This is a genomic window from Streptomyces sp. PU-14G, assembly GCF_041028275.1.
In the GTDB taxonomy this organism is placed as follows: Bacteria; Actinomycetota; Actinomycetes; order Streptomycetales; family Streptomycetaceae; genus Streptomyces.
In genome coordinates this window covers 1-3,416 of record NZ_JASKYT010000538.1, presented here as the reverse complement: position 1 = coordinate 3,416, position 3,416 = coordinate 1, and the positions used below count along the sequence as shown (strand labels likewise).

The window sequence follows — 3,416 nt, the reverse complement described above, 5'->3', positions numbered from 1 at the left end:
GTGTGCGCCCCCGCCCCCGCCCCGCCCGAAGACCGCGGCGCCGGCGACCAACGACCACGCACGCCCTGCGAGCAGCAGTCGGCGGGCGCCGGGGCCGAAGCGGGGGGGGGCGGCCCCGGCCGCCCCGGCGGTCCGAGAGGGCTACGGCCGCATGCGGAAGTCGTAACGGTCCGGCAAGGGCTCGTCCGTCAGCGCCGCCCAGGTGTCACTCAGCACTTCCTCGCCCTCCCGCAGGTCCTCCACCTCGAAGTCGCTGTCGAAGACCGCGCGGGCACCGGCAGTGTCCCCCCGCGCCAGCAGAACGCGGGCGCGCAGCAGCTGGAAGCGACCCCGGTGACGCTCGGCCGCGGGGAGTTCGTCCAGCACAGTGGCCGCGTCGCCGGGGCGGCCCGCGGCCAGCAGTGCCTCGACCGCCTCGCGCGCGAGCGCGCTCAGTGCCGCCCTCGCCGGGGCCTGGTCGGCGTCCAGGCTCTTCCGCGCGTCCGTGACGGCGTCGAGGCTCCGCTGGGCCGCGCGGGCCGTGTTCCCGTCCTGCCGGTCGGCGACGGCCAGGCAGCGCAGCGCCGGCCAGCGCGCGCCCCCTTGCGCGGACCCGAGGGAGCGTTCCCAGCTGCGTACCGCCTGGGAACGGTCCCCGGCGTGCCACTGCGCGACTCCCAGGTGGTGGTCCAACTCGTGCCGGGGCGCCCCCTCCGCGGCGTGCGCGGACTCCAGCAGCTCCCGCCACTCGGCCGCGACGAGCGTGGGCCCCGGCGGGCTGCCCGCACGCCCGCACGGCAGCGCCCCGGTGCGCAGCAGCTCCGCCCACGGTCGCTGGTCCTCGCCCATCGTCGCCGCCGCGAAAGGGGTGCCCGGCAGGGTGAAACCGCCGCGCTCCACCTCCAGCGCGCCCCATCCCGAGCCGACCGCCAGCGGCTCCCCCTCGGGATCGGCGTCGGCGTACGGCCGCCACGTGGCGTACGCCGCCTCCACGCGGGACCGGGACAGCGCCGCCTCCAGGCGCTCCTCCGTGTGAGCGCGCGCCACGGCCCAGTCGGCGCCGTGGACGGCGGCCGGTTCCGTGGTCAGCGGGCCGTAGGCCTCCAGCCAGGCGAACTCGCCGCCCGCCTCCAGCGGGACGTGTTCGAGCTGGGTGCGTGCCAGGCCCGCCTGGATCTCGACGTATCCGGGCGTGCCGGGCTCGGTCAGCCACTGCTGCCAGCGCCTGCCACCGGGCCCCGAGCCCCAGACGAACAGCTTGCGGCCACGCAGCACGTCCGTGGAGGTCTGGACGAGGCCCTGCCCCTTCTCGTCGAGCGAGGCGATCCACTTCCGGGCGCCCTCGGGCACCTCGTAGAAGTAGTCGGCGGGGAACCTGCTGTGCAGCGGATAGCTCAGGTCCGTGCCCCGCCACTCGGGAACGGGGATGCGGCGCAACCGCCGCTCGTAGGCGAAGTACCAGGTCTCCTCGGCGGGCGCGAGCACGCGCGTGCCCTCGTCCTCGGGGACGGCGATGTTCGACCACCAGTAGACCGGCACGGTGCGGTCGTGCGGGTTGCGGATGCGGGCGCCGACGTACAGGAAGTCGGACTCGTCGGGCAGCCACAGGTCCACCTGGAAGGGGGTGTCGCGCAGCCGCTCCCACTCCCACAGCCGCACCATCGCGCCGTCGCCGCCGGGTGCGGGCACGCGCGCCGCGTGCAGGGGAGCGCAGGAGAGCGTCGTGTGCCCCGTCGCACCGATGTTCCACTCGATGCCTCCCGAGTACCAGGCACCGTTGAGGGCGAAGTCGGCCGGCTGGAACACCGGGTTGGCGTAGAGGAGTTCCTGGCCGCTCGGCTTGTGGAAGAGGGACGCGATACGCCCGCCGAGCCCCGGCAGGACGGTGACGCGCAGACGTTCGTTCTCCAGGACCAGGGTGTCGAGCGCGGCAGGTTCGCGCCGACGCCCGTAACCGTCGAACACCCGGGCGGGCAGCACCGAGCGCAGCGGCCCGTACCCGACCTGGCGGACCATCTCGGTGGGCAGCGCGGCGCGATCGGACTCCTCCAGCGTGTGGGCCTCGTCCAGTGGCAGCAGCGCGGGCAGCGGGTTCTCGGGGCCGAGCGGCGCGACGGGCAGGGTCCGGGTGCTGCGTCGTACAGTCGTGGCCACGGCAACCTCGCTTCTTCACGCGTCATCCGTCGGGCGGCGCCGCCTGACCGGGGCCCCGATGACCATGGAACACGCTCGGCTCCGCGTGCGCCAGATCCCTTCCCCTCCTCTCCGTTCCCCTCCGTTCTCCTCCGTTCCTCAGTGGAAGCCGGCAGGTCGGTCGACGCGGGGGCTCGACGAAGGGCCTGGTGTTCCGTGTCCGGCGTCCGGGGTCCGGAACCCGGCGTCAGGCGTCCGGCGTCGGGCGTCGGGCGTCGGGCGTCCGGCGTCGGGCGTCCGGCGTCGGGCGTCCGGCGTCCGGGACGGGGCAGGTAGCGCCGCCCCGTCGCCCGCCGCCCGTGCGCGGGGGTCGCCTCAGCGCCCGCCGCCCGTGCGCCGCGGGGGTCGCCTCAGCGCAGCACCTCGGTCAACAGCTCGGCCAGCAGGCGCGCGCCTGGCATCTCCTCGGTGTCGCGGTCCGGGTCGTAGACCGTCAGTTGGAAGCCCGCACAGCGCGGCGAAGCCATCAACGGCGCCAGGAGAGCGCGCAGTTCGTCGGGGAAGAGGCCGCCCGGCTCCGTGCTGTCCACTGCGGGCAGCACGGTCGGATCGAGCACGTCGGCGTCCAGGTGTACCCAGAAGCCGTCGAGGCCGCCCGCCTCCAGCCGGTCGAGGGCGTCGCGCGCCACGGCCTGGGGGCCGCGCTCACGTACGGTCGCGACGGCCGCGTGCGCTATTCCCCGTTCCGCGAGTTCCCCGAAGGCGTTCTCCGGCTCGTTCTCCGGATCGCGCAGTCCCAGCAGCGCCACGTCGGCGTCCCGCACGAGGGGGCGCAGCCCCTCCAGTTCGGTCAGGTCGCGCTGCCCACGCCCGGTGACCAGCGCCAGGGCCTCACCGCCCGCCGCGCCGATCCGCGTCGAGTTCCCCGGGTGCCGGAAGTCGTCATGCCCGTCGAGATAGGCGAGGCCGTAGCGCCCGACACGGCGCAGCGCGAGGGCCGTGCCCAGCACGATGGAACAGTCGCCGCCCAGCACGACGGGGAAGTCGCCCGCACGTACATGCCCTTCGAGCCGGTCGGCGAGGCGGCAGGCATACGCGGCCAACTGCTCGGCGTGGAAGACCCCGTCGCCCGGCTCCCACCCGCCCAGGTCGTACCGGGGGGCGACGACGACCCCGCCGTCCACGGCGTGGAGCGCACGGGACAACCCCTGGTCGCGCAGGGCGCCAGGCAGCTTGCCGCACCCCGGCACGGTGCCGGGTGCCGGAGGGCGCAGGCCCAGGTTGGCGGGTGCCTCGATCAGTAC

Annotated in this window: 2 protein-coding genes; both read right to left on the bottom strand. The window is 75.2% G+C overall.

Going from position 1 to position 3,416, the window contains the following annotated elements; all coding sequences use genetic code 11:
- Positions 1 to 141: 141 nt before the first annotated feature.
- Positions 142 to 2,133 (bottom strand): DUF5107 domain-containing protein, encoded by a 1,992-nt coding sequence (locus AB8Z75_RS32995; protein ID WP_369208509.1) that lies wholly within the window; start codon positions 2,131 to 2,133, stop codon positions 142 to 144.
- Between the two features lie 389 nt (positions 2,134 to 2,522).
- Positions 2,523 to 3,416 (bottom strand): arginase family protein (locus AB8Z75_RS32990; RefSeq protein WP_369208507.1); only part of this gene is annotated, 894 nt, incomplete at its 5' end.